The sequence below is a fragment of the Marinobacter salsuginis genome, assembly GCF_009617755.1.
GTDB lineage: Bacteria > Pseudomonadota > Gammaproteobacteria > Pseudomonadales > Oleiphilaceae > Marinobacter > Marinobacter salsuginis.
This window is the reverse complement of sequence record NZ_BGZH01000001.1, coordinates 129,134-148,382: the sequence shown is the minus strand read 5'-3', so window position 1 is coordinate 148,382 and position 19,249 is coordinate 129,134. Positions and strand designations below refer to the sequence as shown.

The 19,249-nt window shown below is 56.9% G+C and carries 16 protein-coding genes; 15 read left to right on the top strand and 1 reads right to left on the bottom strand.

Annotated elements, in window-relative coordinates:
- The first annotated feature begins 6 nt into the window (after nt 1–6).
- Both aroC and GJU83_RS00685 read left to right on the top strand, forming a co-directional pair.
- Nucleotides 7–1,101 (top strand): chorismate synthase, encoded by a 1,095-nt coding sequence (gene aroC, locus GJU83_RS00690; RefSeq protein ID WP_069183530.1) that lies wholly within the window; start codon nt 7–9, stop codon nt 1,099–1,101.
- 143 nt (nt 1,102–1,244) lie between these two features.
- Nucleotides 1,245–2,408 carry an MFS transporter gene (locus tag GJU83_RS00685; RefSeq protein WP_205632648.1) on the top strand — a complete coding sequence of 388 codons (1,164 nt, stop codon included), beginning with the start codon at nt 1,245–1,247 and terminating at the stop codon, nt 2,406–2,408.
- A 3-nt stretch (nt 2,409–2,411) separates the two neighbouring features.
- Here the strand turns inward: GJU83_RS00685 and GJU83_RS00680 are convergent, their stop codons facing one another.
- A complete protein-coding gene (locus GJU83_RS00680) occupies nt 2,412–3,284 on the bottom strand; it encodes a LysR family transcriptional regulator (protein ID WP_069183531.1) in 873 nt (290 codons plus the stop codon).
- A gap of 416 nt (nt 3,285–3,700) precedes the next feature.
- Between GJU83_RS00680 and leuC the strand changes: the two genes are divergently transcribed.
- From leuC to GJU83_RS00615, 13 genes are all read left to right on the top strand, one after another.
- Nucleotides 3,701–5,119, top strand: a complete 1,419-nt coding sequence (gene leuC, locus GJU83_RS00675) for a 3-isopropylmalate dehydratase large subunit (RefSeq protein WP_069183532.1) — start codon at nt 3,701–3,703, stop codon at nt 5,117–5,119.
- 16 nt (nt 5,120–5,135) lie between these two features.
- Nucleotides 5,136–5,783 carry a 3-isopropylmalate dehydratase small subunit gene (leuD, locus tag GJU83_RS00670; protein WP_069183533.1) on the top strand — a complete coding sequence of 216 codons (648 nt, stop codon included), beginning with the start codon at nt 5,136–5,138 and terminating at the stop codon, nt 5,781–5,783.
- 124 nt (nt 5,784–5,907) lie between these two features.
- Nucleotides 5,908–6,981 (top strand): 3-isopropylmalate dehydrogenase, encoded by a 1,074-nt coding sequence (gene leuB / locus GJU83_RS00665; protein WP_069183534.1) that lies wholly within the window; start codon nt 5,908–5,910, stop codon nt 6,979–6,981.
- Between the two features lie 129 nt (nt 6,982–7,110).
- Complete coding sequence (asd, locus tag GJU83_RS00660) at nt 7,111–8,226, top strand: aspartate-semialdehyde dehydrogenase (RefSeq protein ID WP_069183535.1); 1,116 nt, start codon at nt 7,111–7,113, stop codon at nt 8,224–8,226.
- A gap of 314 nt (nt 8,227–8,540) precedes the next feature.
- Nucleotides 8,541–11,828, top strand: a complete 3,288-nt coding sequence (locus GJU83_RS00655) for a FimV/HubP family polar landmark protein (RefSeq protein ID WP_069183536.1) — start codon at nt 8,541–8,543, stop codon at nt 11,826–11,828.
- Between the two features lie 106 nt (nt 11,829–11,934).
- Nucleotides 11,935–12,843, top strand: a complete 909-nt coding sequence (truA, locus tag GJU83_RS00650) for a tRNA pseudouridine(38-40) synthase TruA (RefSeq protein WP_083231786.1) — start codon at nt 11,935–11,937, stop codon at nt 12,841–12,843.
- Complete coding sequence (locus GJU83_RS00645) at nt 12,840–13,469, top strand: phosphoribosylanthranilate isomerase (RefSeq protein ID WP_069183539.1); 630 nt, start codon at nt 12,840–12,842, stop codon at nt 13,467–13,469. Before truA ends, GJU83_RS00645 begins: the two co-directional genes overlap by 4 nt.
- The gene (gene trpB / locus GJU83_RS00640; RefSeq protein ID WP_370686078.1) at nt 13,462–14,670 is read left to right on the top strand and encodes a tryptophan synthase subunit beta; all 1,209 of its coding nucleotides are present in this window, start codon (nt 13,462–13,464) and stop codon (nt 14,668–14,670) included. Before GJU83_RS00645 ends, trpB begins: the two co-directional genes overlap by 8 nt.
- Before the next feature lie 19 nt (nt 14,671–14,689).
- Nucleotides 14,690–15,502 carry a tryptophan synthase subunit alpha gene (gene trpA, locus GJU83_RS00635; RefSeq protein ID WP_069183540.1) on the top strand — a complete coding sequence of 271 codons (813 nt, stop codon included), beginning with the start codon at nt 14,690–14,692 and terminating at the stop codon, nt 15,500–15,502.
- A gap of 46 nt (nt 15,503–15,548) precedes the next feature.
- A complete protein-coding gene (gene accD / locus GJU83_RS00630) occupies nt 15,549–16,475 on the top strand; it encodes an acetyl-CoA carboxylase, carboxyltransferase subunit beta (RefSeq protein WP_069183541.1) in 927 nt (308 codons plus the stop codon).
- Nucleotides 16,459–17,766: a bifunctional tetrahydrofolate synthase/dihydrofolate synthase gene (folC, locus tag GJU83_RS00625; protein WP_069183542.1), complete on the top strand. Its 1,308-nt coding sequence runs from the start codon at nt 16,459–16,461 to the stop codon at nt 17,764–17,766. The genes accD and folC overlap by 17 nt, the downstream gene beginning before the upstream one ends.
- Nucleotides 17,767–17,909: 143 nt before the next feature.
- Nucleotides 17,910–18,581 (top strand): SPOR domain-containing protein, encoded by a 672-nt coding sequence (locus GJU83_RS00620; RefSeq protein WP_069183543.1) that lies wholly within the window; start codon nt 17,910–17,912, stop codon nt 18,579–18,581.
- A 91-nt stretch (nt 18,582–18,672) separates the two neighbouring features.
- Entirely contained in the window at nt 18,673–19,242 is a 570-nt protein-coding gene (locus tag GJU83_RS00615; protein ID WP_069183544.1) for a CvpA family protein, read from the top strand.
- Nucleotides 19,243–19,249: the final 7 nt, after the last annotated feature.

Genomic DNA, 19,249 nt, shown 5'->3' with positions numbered 1-19,249 from the left:
TGAATTATGTCGGGAAATTCTTTCGGAAAACTGTTTACGGTCACCTCATTCGGCGAAAGCCACGGGCCTGCATTGGGGTGCATTATTGATGGCTGTCCTCCCGGGCTCGAGCTCTCTGAGGCAGATATGCAGCGGGATCTTGATCGCCGCAAGCCTGGCACCTCCAGGCATACCACCCAGCGTCGGGAAGCCGATGAGGTAAGAATCCTGTCCGGTGTTTTTGAGGGTAAGACCACAGGCACTCCGATCGGTCTGGTGATCGAGAATACCGACCAGCGTTCCAAGGATTATTCCAAGATCTCCGAACAGTTCCGACCGGCTCACGCCGACTATACCTACATGCACAAGTACGGTGTTCGGGATTACCGCGGTGGTGGTCGTTCTTCCGCCCGTGAGACTGCCATGCGTGTGGCTGCCGGCGCGGTTGCAAGGAAATTCCTGGAGCAACGCCTGGGAATCCGGATTCGCGGTTATCTGTCTCAATTGGGCCCTATCAAGGCCGAAAAACTGGATTGGGAGCAGGTTCATCAGAACCCGTTTTTCTGCCCGGATGCGGACAAGGTTGCCGAGATGGAAGCCTACATGGATGCACTCCGCAAGGAGGGGGATTCCATCGGTGCCCGTATTAACGTGGTTGCCGAGGGCGTGCCGCCAGGGCTTGGCGAGCCGATCTTTGATCGTCTGGATGCGGATCTGGCCCATGCACTCATGAGTATCAATGCTGTGAAGGGCGTGGAGATTGGCGCTGGATTTGATTGTATTGAGCAAAAGGGCACCGAGCACCGGGATGAGATGACGCCCGAAGGCTTCCTCTCGAACAATGCGGGTGGTGTGCTGGGTGGCATTTCATCGGGCCAACCCATTGTGGCCAGTATTGCGCTCAAGCCCACTTCGAGTCTGCGGTTGCCGGGGCGGGGTATTGATGTGAACGGCGATCCCTGTGAAGTGATCACCACCGGGCGGCATGATCCCTGTGTTGGTATTCGGGCAACGCCCATCGCCGAGGCTATGATGGCCATTGTGTTGATGGACCATTATCTGCGACACCGTGGGCAGAACGCCGACGTGTCTGTTTCTACGCCGGTGATTGGTCAGCTCTGAATCTGTTTATCAGGCTTGGTGAAGCTGCTTTGTCGGGACTCACTGCCCAAAAAGCGCCCGTGAATACTTCCCTGTAGGGCTTGGTCGCGCCATCCTTGGCGCTCCACATTTTTGGGCAGTGAGTCCCGACAAAGCAGCCTGACTTGCGGGGTATTTCTATCTACTGGCGCCTTTCCAACCTCTATTTCTGGTTCTTCGCTCTCCTCGGTGGGCTCCTGCCATACTGGTCCCTTTACCTCGAAGGCCAGGGATTTTCCTATCTCCAGATCGCCACCCTGATGGCGACGATCCAGCTGACCAAAATTATTGCCCCCAGTGTCTGGGGCTGGTTAGGCGATAAAACCGGACAACGGGTTCGTCTCGTCCGGTTTGGCGCTATTACCGGTTCGCTGTTCTTCGCCGGTGTGTTTATGGAACCGGGGTTCTATGGGTTGCTGCTGGTCATGCTGGCGTTCACGTTTTTCTGGAATGCCATTCTGCCGCTGTATGAGGTGATCACCCTGCGCACCCTGGGCGAGCAGAAGGAGAAATACGGGCGGGTTCGGCTTTGGGGCTCGGTGGGGTTTATCGGAGCGGTAGCGCTGGTTGGCGGATTGTTGGAAATGGTGCCGATTCAGAACCTGCCATGGCTTTTGCTGCCGGTATTTGCGGGCATTGCGGTGTCAGCCTTCCTGGTGCCTGCCGAGCGGGGCGAGCGAAAGCCGCCGGCACCGAAAGGAAGCCTGAAAGCCATCGTCACGCACCCGGCGGTGGTGACCTTCTTTATGATGAACTTCCTCCTGCAGGTATCCCATGGTGCTTATTACACCTTCTTCAGCATTCATCTGGAACAGCACGGATACAGCAAACTGTCGATCGGTCTGTTGTGGTCTCTGGGTGTTTTTGCAGAGATTGCGCTGTTTCTGGTGATGCATCGGTTAACTCGCATTTTTACGGTGCGCCAGATTGCGGTTGGCGCTCTGACATTAACCATGATCCGCTGGATCTTGATTGCCGAGGTCACCGATGTTGTTGTCGTGCTGCTGTTCGCACAGCTGCTGCATGCGGCGTCTTATGGCGCATTGCATGCGATTTCGGTTCAGTACATCCAGGGCTTTTTCGGCAAGCATCATCACGGCCAGGGGCAGGCCCTTTACAGCGGCCTGACGTTTGGAGCTGGCGGCGCACTGGGTGCCTGGCTGTCGGGGTTTCTGGTGGATGGCTTCAGCACCTCGGCGGCCTTTTGGGGTGGTGCTGCCGCCATGGCAATTGCAATCGTGATCACTTGGCGAGGCCTGCGGCCGCCACCCGGGCCTGGTGAGGGTTGAAGTTCAGGCATTCTCTTCTTCCTGAACTATTTCCAGCAGTGCCCGGGCAGCGTTGCTGAGCTGCCGCCCGGAGAGACCAATTCCACCAAGCACCCTCGAAACTCGCTTGCCCACCTCAAGCACCCTCAGGCTGTCATCAACCATGCGCAGGGGAAGAACACTCCAGCCCAGGCCAACGCTGGTCATCATTTTGATGGTTTCCAGGTAGTTGGTTGGCATCTGCGGATTCAGGTGTAGATTCGCTTCCAGAAAAAGCCGGCTGACCACCCGGTATGTTGCGGTGCTGGTGTCCGGTAAAAGTGCAGGGTGGCCTGCGAGATTTGACAGTCCCGGGCGCTTTAGTGACGCCAGAGGATGCTCAGCACCGGCCACGAATACCATCTGGTCTGGCCATTGGGCGAAAACATGAAAACTGGGTTCCATGCTGTCGCTGAGTGTCACAAACGCGAGCTCGGCGTTGCGTTTTCGCATTTGTTCATAGGCGGCGTCGGATTCCATGAATTGCAGGTTGATGGATACCTGGGGGTATTCCCGCTTGAACCGTCGGAGCCAGTTCGGCAAATGGTGCAGGCCGATATGGTGGCTTGCGATAATCTGAAGCTCACCCTCCACTTGTCCGGAGTCCGGCGACAACGCAACCCGGGCATTGTGGATTTCATCCAGTATTCGACGCGCATGCGGCAGCAGCCGGCTACCAGCATCGGTCAGCCGAATCTGTCGGTGGCTCCGGTCGATAAGACTGGTGCCAAGCTGGTTTTCCAGCGCAGCCAGGCGTTTGGATATGGCCGGCTGTGTCAGGTGCAGCGTTTCCGCAGCCTCTGAAAAGGAGCCCTGGTCGACGATTGTCAGAAAGGCTTTAAGCGCGTTTGAATCCATACCTTTGTTCCTGATCTTCAATCCGGGAGAAGGTCCCGGATTGGAACAGCGTTTTCAAAACACGCCTACAAGCACGTCCATGTGGGCTCGAATCGGGCCATCCATGGCCCTCTACGGTTTTGAAAACGCTGTTCCAACCCGCTCCCCAAAGTCTGCTGAATAATCGAGAGTCTGGGGAGTGTGGAGGAGGCTGCCTCCCAAAACCGTGGAGCGCCAGGGATGGCGCGACCGAGCCCTACAGGGATGTATTCACGGGCGTGTTTTGGGAGGCAGCCTCCTCCACGCGACCTTCACCAAAGTATAACCAAAAGGGATGCCAAAGATAAAAAACATGAATTGAGGTTATCCGGCTCCAGGCGGTAAGATACCAACATCAAACGTCAGAACCAGAAACCCCCAGAGAGTGAGAGAGAACCATGGCGGGCAAGACCTTATACGACAAATTGTGGGACGATCATCTCGTCAAACAGCGCGATGACGGCTCGGCGTTGATTTACATCGATCGCCAGCTGCTGCACGAAGTGACATCACCCCAGGCATTCGAAGGCCTGCGTTTGGCCGGGCGAAAGCCGTGGCGTATCGATGCCAATATTGCGACGCCGGACCATAACGTGCCCACCACAGACCGCGACCGCGGTGTTGAGGGCATTGTAGACCCGGTTTCCCGAATTCAGGTGGAAACGCTGGACAAGAACTGCGACGAGTTCGGAATTCTTGAGTTCAAGATCAAGGACCAGCGCCAGGGCATTGTGCACGTGATCGGGCCCGAACAGGGTGCAACCCTGCCAGGGATGAGCATCGTTTGTGGCGATTCCCACACCTCTACCCACGGCGCCTTTGGTTGCCTGGCTCATGGTATTGGTACCAGTGAGGTTGAGCATGTGCTGGCCACCCAGTGTCTCGTCCAGAAAAAGATGAAGAACATGCTGGTGAAGGTGAACGGCAAGCTGGGGCCTGGCGTTACCGGCAAGGATGTCGTGCTGGCCATCATAGGCAAGATCGGAACTGCCGGCGGCACTGGTTACGCCATCGAATTCGGCGGCGAGGCCATTCAGGGGCTGAGCATGGAAGGGCGGATGACCATCTGCAACATGTCCATCGAGGCCGGTGCACGGGTTGGTATGGTCGCGGTTGATGACACCACCATTGAGTATGTCCGCAATCGTCCATTCGGGCCCGAGGGTGAGCAATGGGACGCTGCGGTTGAGTACTGGCGCACCCTGCACAGCGACAGCGACGCGGTCTTCGACAAGGTTGTCGAGCTGGAAGGCTCGGAAATCCAGCCACAGGTGAGCTGGGGTACGTCGCCGGAAATGGTGGCCGGAATCGATGGCAAGGTGCCTGATCCGGAACAGGAAGCCGATCCGATCAAGCGGGAAGGCATTGTTCGCGCTCTCAAGTACATGGGTTTGCAGCCCAATATGGCAATTACTGACATCAAGTTGGACCGGGTGTTTATCGGTTCCTGTACCAACAGCCGGATTGAAGACCTACGAGAGGCAGCCGCCGTGGTCAAAGGTCGCAAGGTCTCTCCGATCCTGAAACAGGCCATGGTGGTGCCGGGGTCCGGGCTGGTGAAAGCCCAGGCAGAGCAGGAAGGGTTGGACAAGATCTTTATCGAAGCCGGTCTGGAATGGCGTGATCCGGGCTGCTCCATGTGTCTGGCCATGAATGCCGACAAGCTGGGGCAGGGTGAGCATTGTGCCTCTACCTCTAACCGGAACTTCGAGGGTCGGCAGGGCTTCGGTGGGCGAACCCACCTGGTAAGCCCGGCCATGGCTGCCGCTGCCGCGGTAACAGGGCATTTCGTTGATGTCCGTGAGCTGATGAACTGATCCACAGGAGAGAACCATGCGCGCATTCAAGCAACATCAGGGCGTTGTCGCCCCCATGGACCGTTCCAATGTGGATACGGACATGATTATTCCGAAGCAGTTTCTGAAGTCCATCAAGCGCACCGGCTTTGGTCCGAACCTGTTTGATGAACTGCGTTATATGGATGAGGGCAAGCCGGACCAGGATTGCTCCACCCGACCGATCAATCCGGATTTTGTCCTGAATCAGGATCGGTACAAAAACGCCAGTGTACTGTTGGCGCGGCGTAACTTTGGCTGTGGGTCCAGCCGGGAGCACGCGCCGTGGGCGTTGGAAGATTTCGGTTTCCGGGTGATCATCGCCCCGAGTTTTGCCGATATTTTCTATAATAACTGCTTTAAGAATGGGCTGTTACCCATTGTTCTTCCAGAGGAAGTAGTCGACCAACTGTTCAAGGAAGTCGAACAGAGTGAAGGCTATCAGCTGGCCGTCGATCTGGAAGCGAGAACCGTGACCACACCAGCCGGGGAAACCTTCACGTTTGAGGTGGATGATTTTCGTCGTCATTGCCTGCTGAACGGCCTCGACGACATTGGGGTCACTCTGGAAGATGCGGAGTTGATCCGATCTTACGAGGAAAGCCGCCGGAAGACGGCGCCCTGGTTATTTGGCGCTGGCAGCTGATCTTAGTGTCGGATTACGCTGGCGCTAATCCGACCTGCCTGTCATCTCGCAGGAATACCCGAAAACGTAGGTCGGATTAGCCGGTGGCGTAATCCGACATTGAGGAATAGAACAAGGAAACAACATGTCCAGAACAATCCTGATGCTCCCAGGCGACGGTATCGGTCCGGAAATCGTTGCCGAAGCGGAAAAGGTACTTCATAAGATTAACGATCAGTTCAATCTGGGTCTGAGCTTCGAGTCCGGCCTCGTGGGCGGCGCGGCGATTGATGAGGCCGACACGCCGCTGCCGGATGAAACCCTTGAGAAGGCAACCAGGGCCGATGCGATTCTATTGGGCGCTGTTGGCGGCCCCCAGTGGGACAGCCTGCCGATGGCTAAGCGCCCCGAAAAAGGCCTGTTGGGCCTGCGCTCCAACCTTGAGCTCTTCGCCAATCTGCGCCCGGCCATTCTTTATCCGCAGCTGGCCTCTGCCTCCTCCCTGAAGCCCGAGGTTGTTTCCGGTCTGGATATCATGATTGTCCGTGAGCTGACTGGTGGTATTTATTTTGGCCAGCCTCGTGGCGTGCGTGAGTTGGAGAGCGGCGAGCGCCAGGGTTACAACACCTACGCCTACACCGAATCGGAAATTCGTCGTATTGGTCGCGTTGCCTTTGAGGCCGCCCAGCAGAGGGGCAAGAAACTGTGCTCTGTGGACAAGGCCAACGTGCTGGAAGTAACTGTTCTGTGGCGCGAAATCATGAACGATTTGCGCCGGGAATATCCGGATGTCGAGCTGTCTCATATGTATGTGGACAATGCCGCCATGCAACTGGTCCGCGCACCGAAGCAGTTTGATGTGATTGTGACTGGAAACATGTTTGGTGATATTCTCTCGGACGAAGCGGCTATGCTCACCGGCTCAATTGGCATGTTGCCATCGGCGTCGCTGAACTCGGAAAAGCAGGGTATGTATGAGCCCTGCCACGGGTCTGCGCCGGATATTGCCGGCCAGGGTATTGCCAATCCGCTGGCCACTATCCTCAGTGCCGCCATGATGCTGCGGTACAGTCTGAATGAGGAAAAGGCCGCTGAAGCTATTGAAGCGGCGGTCAGCAAGGTTCTGGATCAGGGGCTGCGTACTGCGGACATCATGTCCGAGGGCGCGAAGAAGGTCTCAACCCGGGAAATGGGTGAGGCGGTTCTGGCAGCGCTGTAAAGCCGAGGCCCCGGCCAGTGTATTTGAGACCCGACGGCAACGGGACGCAGTTGCCGCGGGATCATCCATCCTGTCCCTGCCAGCGATAAAGGTAGAGGGCGGGCATAAAACGAGGTCTAAAGATCGCACATGAAGCGAGTTGGACTTGTAGGTTGGCGTGGCATGGTGGGCTCGGTCCTCATGCAGCGCATGCGTGAAGAAAACGATTTCGCCGACATCGAACCGGTGTTTTTCACCACTTCCCAGGCTGGCAAGCCTGCACCGGACGTAGGTAAGGAAGGCGTTCCGCCTCTTCAGGACGCATTTGACGTCGAGATTCTGAAAACGATGGATGTGATCGTGACCTGTCAGGGTGGCGATTACACCGGTGCGGTTTATCAGAAGCTGCGGGACGCAGGTTGGGAAGGCTACTGGATAGATGCAGCCTCCACGCTCCGGATGGTCGACCATTCCGTGATTGTTCTGGATCCGGTCAACCGTAACGTGATTGATGCTGCCCTTGAGAAAGGCGTCAAGGACTACATCGGTGGCAACTGCACCGTGAGCCTGATGATGCTCGCCCTTGGTGGCCTGCTGGAGCAGGATCTGATTGAGTGGGTCTCACCCATGACCTACCAGGCGGCTTCCGGATCTGGCGCACAGAATATGCGCGAGCTGCTGAACCAGATGGGTGAGCTCAATCAAAGCGTGAAATCCGAGCTGGATGATCCGTCCTCTGCGATCCTGGAGATCGACCGCAAGGTAACCGAAACCATGCGTTCGGATGGCTTCCCGACCGAGCACTTCCAGGTGCCCCTGGCGGGCAGCCTGATTCCGTTTATCGACAAGCAGCTCGACAACGGAATGAGCAAGGAGGAGTGGAAAGCGGGTGTTGAGACCAACAAGATTCTTGGTCGCTCCGATAACCCGATTCCCATTGATGGTATCTGTGTGCGTATCGGCGCGATGCGCTCCCACAGCCAGGCGCTGACCATCAAGCTCAAGAAGGATCTGCCGGTTTCTGAAATCGAATCGATCCTTGCCAAAGCGAACGACTGGGTGAAGGTCATCCCCAATGATCGCGATGCGACCATCGAGGAACTGACCCCTGCGAAGGTGACAGGCACATTGAGCGTGCCGATTGGCCGCATCCGTAAACTGACCATGGGACCGGAGTACATTTCTGCGTTCACCGTGGGCGACCAGTTGCTTTGGGGTGCCGCTGAGCCACTTCGTCGGATGCTCCGGATCCTTCAGGAGCGTTAAAAATTGTTACACAGAGGCAATAAATGCCAACTGTGTCCGGTTTCAGTGAACCGGTAATGGGGCGGAGGCTGATTTCAGCCTCCGCCCCTGTTATTTTCAAGAGCGCTAGGTAGTTCCGCGCGATTGATAAAAAAATGGTACAAGGATTGCGGCTGATTGATTGATAAAAGAGGTTTTATCAACAATACTTGCCGGACTGAAAATTAAAAAGAACTCATAATAACGAGAATGATCCAGACGGAAGTCATCCAACCTCGTCCGATTCTGTTTGAAAGAGAGCAGTAACGAATAACGGAGACTGGAAAGGAAAAAGCATGAAGGTACGCAAGCTTGCGGTTGCCCTGGCTCTGGCGGGAGGGCTCGGATCCGGCGTCGCACAGGCCCTGGGGCTGGGTGAAATTGAACTTCAGTCCTATCTGAACGAGCCACTGGATGCAGAAATTGTTCTGCCCCAAAGCCGTGGCGTCAATCCAGCGGACGTGTTCGTCAACATTGCTTCGGAACAGGCATACGAGCGGGTGGGGCTGGATCGCAACCAGTTTCTCAGCAAGCTTCGTTTCCAGGTGGTAACCGGCAACGATGGCAGTCTCATTGTCAATGTCTCCTCCAGGGAACCGCTCAGGGAACCGTACCTGAACTTCCTGCTTGAGTTGACCTGGCCAAGCGGCCGGTTAATGCGGGAATACGCGGTGCTTGTGGATCCGCCTGTCTACGCGGAAGAGTCTGGCGTGCAGGAGCAGGTCAGTACTCCAACAGTCACTACGACTCGGGCAACCAGTCAGCCGAGCACCACCCGCAGTGCTGAGTCAGTGCGTCGTCAGCAACAGGCCGAGCGCTCCCTCAGCACCGGGTATCAGGCCAATACCTTCGGGCCCACCGGTGCGTCGGACACTCTCTGGACCATCGCTTCCCAGGTGCGTCCTGACAACAGCGTTTCCATGCAGCAGGTCATGCTGGCAATCCAGGACCTCAATCCAGACGCTTTCATAGGTAATAACATTAACCGCCTGAAGCGCGGTGAAGTCCTACGTGTGCCCTCTCTGGATCAGATCCAGAGCCGGACTCGTGCTGAGGCGACCCGTCTGGTTGCCCAGCAGAATGAAGCATTCCAGGCTCCCCAGCGTACGGTGGATGCAACCGCTCAGCGGCAACCAGAATCTTCAGCTCAGCAAGAGGCTGCTGCCGGTGGCGATGAACTGAAACTGGTGGTCTCCGAGGAACCCGGCACCGAGTCGAGCGAAAGTGGCTCTGCGGGCGGTGACAGCGAACTGCCCGGCGGCGTTGATGCGGGCACAGCAGTCGCAATGGAAGAGCTTGAAAGCGCCCGTCGCGAAAATGACGAGCTGAACAGCCGTGTGGAGGATCTTCAGGATCAGGTTCAGACCCTCCAGCGGCTGCTTGAGCTGAAGAACACTCAGCTTGCTGAAATGCAGCAGGCAACCGGCGCCGAACCTACTGAGCCGGCCGAGTCACTTGAAGGTGAGGTTGCGGATTCGGCAGCAGACGAAGCGATGGCTTCGGAAGGTACCGAAGCAGCAGACGAGGTTCCTGAAGGAGAAGCGTCCGTAGCCGTTGATGCCGACATGACGGATGGTGACGCAGAAGATTCCGAAGGCTCTGCCGAACCTGCAGAAATGGCTGAGTCTGATGCCATGGCTGATGAAACCAGCACCATGGCTGAGCCGGGTGAAGGAACTGATGAGCAGGCAATTTCGGAGGCTGGCGAAGCTCCGGAAGAGTCAGCGATGGCAGGTGCAGAAGAGCCGGCTAGTGCGGAAGCTGATGAACCCGTTGAGGAAACCGCTGCTGCAGCGCCAGCTGCGTCGGAGCCAGATCAGGCACAGGAGCCTGCACCCAAACCGGCACCCCAGGCACCCGCGGCGGATAAGGGCTTCCCGGGTAACGTCATCGATGCCATTACAGGTAATCCGATGTATCAGATTGCCCTGGGTGGCGGTCTGATTCTTCTTCTACTGCTGCTTCTGTTGCTTGCCCGTCGCAATGCAAACCGGGAAAAGGCGTTTTATGAGCAGCTCAACAGTGAAGCTGACGAGGGAACTGACTCGTTCGACCTGAGCCTGGATGAGGAGGGTCAGGAATCGGCCGCAGGCGACTCCCTTGCAGAGGCGGATTCCTACATAGCCTATGGCCAGCATGATCAGGCGGCGCAAACCCTGGAGACTGCAATCTCTCGCGAGCCCAGCCGTACTGATCTGCGCCTGAAGCTTCTGGGTGTCTATGCAGACACTCAGGACCGCGATTCCTTTGAGAAGCAGTTCGGTGAGATTGAGGCGTTGGAAGACGACGAGGCGCTCACAAGTGCCAACGAACTGCGGGCCCGGTTGGAGGAAGCCGAGTCGATGCCCAGCATCGATGATCTCGAATCGCAATTGCGTTCGGATTCCTTCGCAACCTCTTACGACTCGGAAGACACTGGTGAAGAGCCGGAAGAAGCGCAGGACAAGCCGGAATCCGAAGAGCTTCTTACGGATCAATTCGATTCCGAGCGCGAAGAGCCTGTCGAGAATGAATTCGGTGACTTCGACTCTGATCTATCCGAGACTGACCTTTCCGATTTCGAGCTGAATGAATTCGACGAGCAGGAGACTGCCGAGGCTTCCGAAGGTGAAGAGGCCGAAGGCGGTAAGGAAGAGAGCCCCGACGACATGATCGAATACGATCTGTCTGGCCTCGAACTGGAGTCTGATGAAGAAAAGGCTGAGGCTGAAGACGCCTCGGAACTGGAAGAATCCGGTGATTGGGACCTGTCTTCCGAGTTCGACGAGAGTACTGAAGAGTCATCTGTTGCAGAACAGGGGCTTGGTGAATCCGAAGAAGACCTGAGCCTGGATCTCGAAGAGGGTGATCTTGCCGATAGCGATCTGTCTGAGGAGCAATCAACGACCGAGCCGGAAGCGTCGACTGAAGAGCTTGCAGAGTCGGATGGTGAGGCGGACATTGATTCACTGGACGAATCCTTCCTGGATGAACTGGACGCCGAACTGGACAAGGTCGCCGGCGAAGAAGACGAGCTCGGCGGCAGCGAGATTGAGGAATCTTCGCTGGACGATCTTGAGCTTGATGTCTCTGACGAAGATCTGGCCCTGATGGAGGAGTTCTCCGACTCTGCAGATTCGGCCAATCCTGAGGAAACTGAAGAAGTGTCTCTCGACGAAGAGCTTGGTCTTGAAGATGCCCTTGGTGAGGGCGATGCGGACGAAGCCAATCCAGAGCAATCTGTAGAGGGTGCCGAGGAACTCGAACAGCAGGGCATCTCCGAGGAACTGGAAGAATCTGACGCCGCGGCAAGTGACGAGGCAACTTCGGAAGAAGATCTGGATCTGCCGGTGGCTTCCGATGAAGTTTCTGATGGATCAGGTAAATCACAGACCGCTGATATTGAAGAAAGCGAACTCGGTGACGAAGATGACTTTGATTTCCTCGCAGGCACCGACGAGGCGGCTACCAAACTCGATCTTGCACGGGCATACATCGAGATGGGTGATGCTGATGGAGCCCGCGATATCCTTGAGGAAGTTGCACTGGAAGGAAACGAAGATCAGAAAGCGGAGGCGCAGGACCTCCTTAAAAATCTGTCCTGATTCGTTATAATCGGATCTGACAGGCAGCAAGCGCCGGCTGCCGGGTAAACACCCGGCAACAAGCCGGCGTTTTGTTTTTACAGCAACACTCTTTCCGGATTCACACTTGTTTCTCGAAACCCAGCAACTGACTACGGATAATGCCATCGGGGCAGGGCGTGTCGCCCTTGCGTTTGAATATGATGGGCGAGGCTTTCATGGTTGGCAGCTGCAGAAATCCGGCGTCCGTTCGGTGGAAGCGGAACTGACAAAGGCTGTAGCGAGGGTTGCGGATCATCCGGTCGAGCTGGTGTGCGCGGGGCGAACCGATGCCGGCGTCCATGCCAGTTATCAGATAGCCCATTTTGATACCCCGTCGGTGCGTAATCTCCGTTCCTGGGTAATGGGAATCAATACTGCTTTACCCGAAGACATTTCAGTTCATTGGGCCGGAAATGGCATTGGCGATTTTCATGCCCGGTTTTCTGCCACGTACCGGCGTTACCGATACATCATTTATAACCACCCCGTGCGCCCCGGCATTCAAAGAGGGCAGGTTAGCTGGACATTTCGTTCCCTCAATGCCGAGCGCATGCATGATGCGGCGCAGGTACTTGCCGGGGAACATGATTTCTCCTCCTTTCGGGCCGCCGGCTGTCAATCCCGGACGCCCATCCGGTTTCTCGAGCGGATTACGGTAACCCGGAAACAGGACTTTGTCGTAATAGACGTGCAGGCCAATGCCTTTTTGCACCACATGGTCCGGAACATTGCCGGTGCCCTCATGGCCGTTGGTTCTGGAAAAGAGCGACCGGAGTGGATTCATGAGATACTGGTTGCCCGGGACCGGACAGCTGCGGGTGTCACCGCGCCTCCCCATGGTTTGTACCTGGTCGATGTGGGCTATCCCGAGGAGCTCGGGATACCAGCAGCAGAATGTGGGCCGGGGTTTCTGCGGCCATGGTTCACCAAGGCCGAAAACAGCCCGGTCAGACCAACGCACATCCATGTCAAACAGCGGGTTCCGAGCCAATGAGTACAAGGGTTAAAATTTGCGGCCTCACCCGTCCTGAGGATATTGACGGTGCTGTTCAATCCGGCGCCGACGCCCTGGGCCTGGTGTTCTATGAGCCCAGCCCCCGGTCCGTGACTGTGGAGCGGGCCGCGGAACTGGCAAAACGCGTTCCGGCGTTTGTGTCGGTCGTGGGGCTATTCGTAAACCCCACCCAGCAGTTTGTCGATAGGGTTCTGGAACAGGTGCCGCTCGACTTGCTGCAGTTCCATGGCGACGAAGAGGCCGGGTTTTGTGCCGGCTTTGGACGCCGTTGGATCAAGGCTATTCGTGTTCGTGAGGCCGGCCAGATAGAAGCCGCGTTTGACGAGTTCCGGAATGCTTCTGGTTTGCTGGTAGACGCCTGGGATCCCGACCGGTATGGCGGAACCGGAAAGTCGTTCAACTGGGACCTGATTCCCGACCATCGGCCACTTCCGATCGTATTGGCCGGTGGGTTGTCATCTGATAACGTATCTGCCGCTGTAGAGCAGGTGAAACCCTGGGCTGTGGATGTCAGTGGCGGTGTTGAGCAGGCCAAAGGTATCAAGGACATCCAGAAAATTTCTCATTTCATTAAAGAGGTTCACCGTGTCTGTAAAACTGACTGAAGAAATGCTGAGCGCACTGCCGGACGCGCGGGGTCACTTCGGGGCCTTTGGTGGGCGATTTGTTTCCGAGACCCTGATGGATTCCCTGATGACCCTCGAGAAAGAATACGCCCGCCTGAAGAAGGATCCGGAATTCCAGGCGCGGTTCGACAAAGAGCTCGCCGATTATGTTGGTCGGCCAACGCCGCTGTATTTCGCCGAGCGTCTTAGCCGTGAAACCGGTGGCGCCCAGATCTGGCTGAAGCGCGAAGATCTCTGTCACACGGGCGCTCACAAGGTGAACAACACCATCGGCCAGGCCCTGCTTGCAAGCTTTCTCGGCAAAAAGCGGATCATCGCTGAAACCGGCGCCGGCCAGCACGGTGTTGCCACTGCCACGGTCTGCGCTCGTCTTGGTCTGGAGTGCCATGTGTTTATGGGTGCGGAAGATGTCCAGCGCCAGTCCCTGAACGTGTTCCGTATGAAACTTCTGGGTGCAACCGTGCATGCCGTGGAAAGTGGCACCAAAACCCTGAAAGATGCCATGAACGACGCCATGCGTGATTGGGTGGCCAATGTGGACGATACCTTCTACATCATCGGCACCGTTGCAGGCCCGCATCCTTATCCTCTGCTGGTCCGCGATTTCCAGTCCGTGATTGGTCGTGAAACCCGCCGCCAGGCACTGGAGAAAACCGGGAAACTGCCGGACGCGCTGGTGGCCTGTGTGGGTGGTGGATCGAACGCAATCGGGATGTTCTATCCGTTCCTCGCTGACGAGTCAGTCAAAATCTATGGTGTTGAAGCGGGCGGCCTTGGTATTGATACCGGCAAGCACGCAGCGCCCCTGTGTGCCGGTCGCCCGGGCGTGCTCCACGGCAACAGAACCTACCTGATGGAAGACGAGAATGGCCAGATTGCGGGTACGCATTCAGTGAGCGCCGGTCTCGACTATCCGGGTGTGGGGCCAGAGCACAGCTGGTTGAAGGATATCGGCAGGGCAAGCTATGTGTCCGTCACTGATGATGAAGCTATGGAGGGATTCCGGAAGCTGACCCGTGTGGAAGGCATCATGCCTGCTCTGGAAACGGCTCACGCTGTCGCATACGCCATCAAACTGGCTGCGACCATGGACAAAGACCAGACCGTCGTGATCAACGTTTCCGGCCGCGGAGACAAGGACATCAACACTGTTGCCAAGCTTGAAGGCATCGAGATCTGAAGAATTAACAGGAGCAGGCATGAGCCGAATTGAAGGGGTCCTCAAGGCCCTGAAAGGACAGGGTCGCAAGGCACTTATTCCCTACATTACCGCCGGTGACCCTCATCCCGATGTCACGGTTGATCTGATGCATACGCTGGTGAAAGCAGGTGCCGATATTATCGAGCTCGGTGTTCCTTTCTCCGACCCGATGGCGGACGGGCCGGTTATACAGCTGGCCTGCGAGCGGGCATTGGTTCATGGCACCTCCTTGCGACAGGTGATTGCCATGGTCAAGGAGTTTCGCAAGACGGATGATGCGACCCCGGTGGTTCTGATGGGTTACCTGAATCCGATGGAAGCCATGGGGTACGAGCAATTTGCCGACGCCGCCAAGGAGGCCGGCGTGGATGGGATCCTGACCGTGGACCTGCCGCCAGAGGAGGCTGACGAGGTTGCCCCGCTGTTTACCCAGCGAAATCTCGACGCCATCTTCTTGCTCGCACCGACCACGACCGATGACCGGATCCGTGCAATCAGTGAGCACTCATCCGGTTATGTGTACTATGTTTCTATCAAGGGTGTGACAGGTTCCGCCACCATCAACGTGGATGAGGTCGCTCAGAAAGTGAATCATATTCACGAGCTGACCGCGCTTCCCGTGGGTGTCGGCTTTGGCATTCGCGATGCGGAAACGGCTGCCGCCGTGGGTCGGGTATCCGATGGTGTAATTGTTGGCAGTGTCCTGGTCGATACAATAGCCAGAAATCAGGCAGATACCGACCAGCTCAAGCGGGCATTGACGGATCTGCTCCACCCGATGCGTGAAGCACTGGACAGTCTCGCCTCCTGATTGGAGAGGAGCGGGGCAAACAGGCGTCAAAGGACAGGATGAGACCATGAGTAACTGGCTGGACAAGATCATGCCGAGCAAGATTCGCTCGGAATCCAAGCAGAGAACCGGAGTGCCGGAGGGGCTGTGGAAGAAATGCCCCAAATGCGGCGCCTTTCTCTACAAGCCGGAACTTGAAAAAAACCTGGATGTTTGCCCCAAATGCAATCACCACCTGAGGGTGACGGCCCGCCGTCGTCTGGACGTTTTTCTTGATCCGGATGGTCGGGAGGAGATTGCTGCCCAGCTGGAGCCTTGGGATCGTCTGAAGTTCAAAGACAGCAAACGCTATAAGGATCGTCTGTCCCAGGCCCAGAAAGGTACCGGTGAGAAAGACGCTCTGGTGGCCATGAAAGGCACCACACTTGGCGTGCCTCTGGTTGCTTGCTCCTTTGAATTCGGTTTCCTGGGCGGATCCATGGGCCAGGTCGTCGGCGAAAAATTCGTCCAGGCTGCCAATGTTGCCCTTGAAGAAAGAATTCCTCTGGTCTGTTTCTCCGCCAGTGGTGGTGCCCGGATGCAGGAAGCCATCCTGTCGCTGATGCAGATGTCGAAAACGGCGGCGGTCCTTGAGCGGATGAAACTGGAGGGGATCCCCTACATTTCGGTAATGACCGATCCCGTGTTCGGTGGCGTTTCCGCCAGTCTGGCCATGCTGGGTGATCTCAATATTGCCGAGCCGAATGCATTGATTGGTTTCGCCGGTCCGCGAGTCATCGAACAGACCGTGCGTGAAAAGCTGCCGGAAGGGTTCCAGCGCAGTGAGTTCCTGTTGGAGCATGGCGCTATCGACATGATTCTCCATCGTCACCAGATGCGTGAACGTATTGCCCACGTACTGGCCAAGTTCACTGGCCAGGAACGTCCAGGAACCGAGGAGCCCATCGAGTTTGAAGTGACGGAAAAGCCTGAAACCGATGCCCCCGCCGAGTAACCGTTCGGACCAGCCCCCGGCTTCACCGGGGGCTGGCGCCACTGTTGATCAGTGGCTTGCCTACCTCGAAGCGATACACCCAACAGAGATTGACCTCGGCCTGGATCGGGTGCTCGTGGTTATGCGCCGGCTTTTCCGGCGAAAGCCGCAAGCCCGGATCATCACGGTGGCCGGCACCAATGGCAAAGGCAGCGCTGTGGGCGCTACAGAAGCGCTGTTGCGCGCCGCCGGTCGTCGTGTCGGAGCCTATACCTCGCCTCACCTCCAGCGCTATAACGAACGGGTGCGCCTCAATGGTGACGATATCTCCGACGACGCACTGGTGCGGGCCTTTGAAGCGGTTGAAGCCGCCCGCGGCAGTGTGTCGCTGACTTATTTTGAATTCGGGACTCTTGCTGCGTTTGTGGCTTTTGCCGACTCAGGCCTGGACGACTGGGTCCTTGAAGTTGGCTTGGGCGGACGACTGGACGCAGTCAATGTTCTGGATGCAGATTTCGCCATACTGACATCGGTGGACATCGACCACGTGGCTTTTCTTGGCGATAACCGGGAAGTCATCGGTTTTGAGAAAGCAGGGGTGCTCCGACCGGGTATTCCGGCGGTCTATGCGGATACCGATCCGCCGCGGTCGGTGCTTCAGCAGGCGGCGGCTCAGAAGATCCGGTTAGCGATGTTGGGGCGGGACTATCAGTTAAGTTCAGAACCGCAGTCTGGTTCCGGGTTTCCTGAGGTGATTCTGGACTATGAAAACCAGCCGGTACGCCTGCCCGCAGGGCCCTTGCCGGTCAAAAGCATGGCAGCGGCCGTCGTTGCTGTGCGGCAGCTTGAGCCGGGTCTGTCGGTTTCCGCCATTGAGCAGGTGCTCGGAAGTCTGAGCGTTCCCGGCCGATTTGAGCGTCTGGGATCTTCCCCGGATGTTTATCTGGATGTCGGGCATAATCCCCATGCCGCAGAATGGTTGGCCGGACAACTGAATAGCCTGAAGTCCTCTGGCCGGCGAGTCCATGCGGTCTACGGTGCCCTGGCAGACAAAGACGTGGAAGGTGTCGGAAAAGCAATGGCTGGTGTGGTTGATGCCTGGTATCTATCCAGTCTCAAGTTGCCGAGGGGGCTGTCTGCCCATGATTTGCAGGCACGGTTGGCCAACGCCGGTATCGCTGATGCCTCGGCTTTCGAGTCCGTAGGTGAGGCCCTCGAGTCAGCTTTGTCAGCCTGCAGTCCCGAGGATATCGTGGTCGTTTTCGGCTCGTTCTTCACGGTCGCAGAGGGTCGCGAGATTCTGCTTCGCTGAAGAATCAGGCCGAAGCCAGGCGAAACCCCCTTAAACTTTGTCCATGGCAGCGGGTAGCACTTTGAGTTCCGGCTTTCGGGCAGTTAGTATCTGCGGATAGGTGCCTCTCGGGGCGCAGTCATAACAGTTGGGAGCCTTACGACGTGGATGGACTGAAACAGAGAATAATCGGGGCGCTGGTCCTTGTTTCCCTGGCGGTTATCTTTGTTCCCATGCTCTTCGATGAGCCTCATTCCGAGCGCACTTCCACCACCATAAAGATTCCAGAGGAACCGCCATTTCCCGAGGTTGAAGCACCGGAATCCGGGGTGGAACCCCCACCATCTTACGGCCTTGAAACCAGTGAAGGCGGTGTAACGATACCGGCTGTCGAGGAAGAAAGCGCCGATTCGCCGGGGTATCGGATCCTTGAGGAATCCCCGGGCGAGGAGACAGCCTTCGGGGATGCACCAGCGTCCGAAAGCCCGCAGTCCCAAGCCAGCACGTCTCAGGAACCGTCCAGCGCTTCCGCCGAGACTGACAATCAAGCCTCGGAGAGCTCTGTCACGGAAACCGCTGAGTACGAACGATCCCTGGAAGGCGCCTGGGTGGTTCAATTGGGAAGCTTCGGCAATTCCGATAACGCCCGCCGGCTCAGAGACCAGGTGCGAGAAAAAGGCTATGGCTCCCACCTGCAGGAAGTTGTTCGGGGCGAGACCACGTTAACCCGGGTATTCAGTGGTCCCTTCGCATCCAAATCCGAAGCTGAATCTGCCAAGAGGGCTCTGGACGATGCCTTTGGGCTCAATAGCCTGGTTACCTCCGGCGAAAAATAACGCCCGGGGTCCGGTTTATGTGTGTCTGGCGGTTTGGCGAGCAGGGGTTTCCTGATAGAATTCGCGCTTCCTTTTCTCCACCGGGTTTTCAATGGAAGCGCTGATCTGGATTGACTGGGTCATTATCGCCCTCATTACAGTTTCCACTCTCATCAGTCTGAAACGGGGCTTTGTTCGGGAAGCGCTGTCGCTGGTGACTTGGGTGGGCGCGTTTATCCTGGCCAGAACCTTCCATCCCCAGATGCAGTCTCTGCTGGAAAGTACGGTTGAAACGCCACTTGTCCGGCTGATTGCTGCCTTTGCCATACTCTTTTTTGGAACCCTTATTGTTGGCGCCATCATCAATAACATGATTGGCCATCTGATCAGGGCCACTGGGCTGTCGGCCACTGACCGGGTACTCGGTATGGGATTTGGACTTCTGCGCGGTGTGGTGGTGGTGATTGTGGCCATTGCGTTTACCCGGTATACGCCGCTGGCACAGGACACCTGGTGGCGAACCTCAATTATCATTGATCGCCTGGCCGTGGTGGAAGATTGGTCCAGACGGACCCTGGGCGATGAATTTGCACGCTTTCTGGGGCCTGCACCGGAAAACGCGCTGGAACCGGAACCCGTTACAGAGCAGGAAGGCGTGGAACCTGCGTCCGCGTCCCGCTAACATTCAG